Origin of the sequence: Frankia sp. Mgl5 (assembly GCF_023242985.1) — a bacterium.
Classification (GTDB): Bacteria; Actinomycetota; Actinomycetes; order Frankiales; family Frankiaceae; genus Parafrankia; species Parafrankia soli.
Genome location: NZ_JALKFY010000454.1, coordinates 1 through 485, shown reverse-complemented (window position 1 = coordinate 485; position 485 = coordinate 1). Strand labels below are relative to the sequence as shown.

Sequence of the window (485 nt, the reverse complement as noted above, 5' to 3'; positions counted from 1 at the left end):
CCTGGTCGCGGCGGGTGCTGGCCAGGACGTCGATGACCTGGCCGTGCTGGTCAACCGCCCGGTACACGTAGGTCCACAGGCCGGAGACCTTGACGTAGGTCTCGTCGACGAACCACCTGTCGCCTGGTCGGTGCCGGCAGGGCCGGGCCGCGTCCACGAGCAAGGGCGCGAAGCGCCGCACCCACCGGTAGATCGTGACGTGGTCAACCTCGATGCCTCGTTCAGCGAGGAGCTCTTCGACGTCCCGGTAGGACAGCGCGTACCGCAGGTACCACCGCACCGCAAGGACGATCACCTCGAGTGGGAACCGGAACCCGGCGAACTCCGACGTCGGTGCTGGTGGGCGGACACGACGTCGACGCATCACCCGATCATGGCCGATCGGACGCCCCGCGATGGCCGACTTCGTCAATGCAACTGTGAGTTCATGGTGCTGCCTCGGGCGGTGGCCTGACCCGCAATGCAACTGGCGTGATGCCTTCGCA

Annotated in this window: 1 protein-coding gene; it reads right to left on the bottom strand. The window is 67.0% G+C overall.

The features are described from left to right. Window positions 1–364 (bottom strand): IS6 family transposase (locus MXD62_RS10110; protein WP_248829071.1); only part of this gene is annotated, 364 nt, incomplete at its 3' end. Window positions 365–485 lie beyond the last annotated feature (121 nt).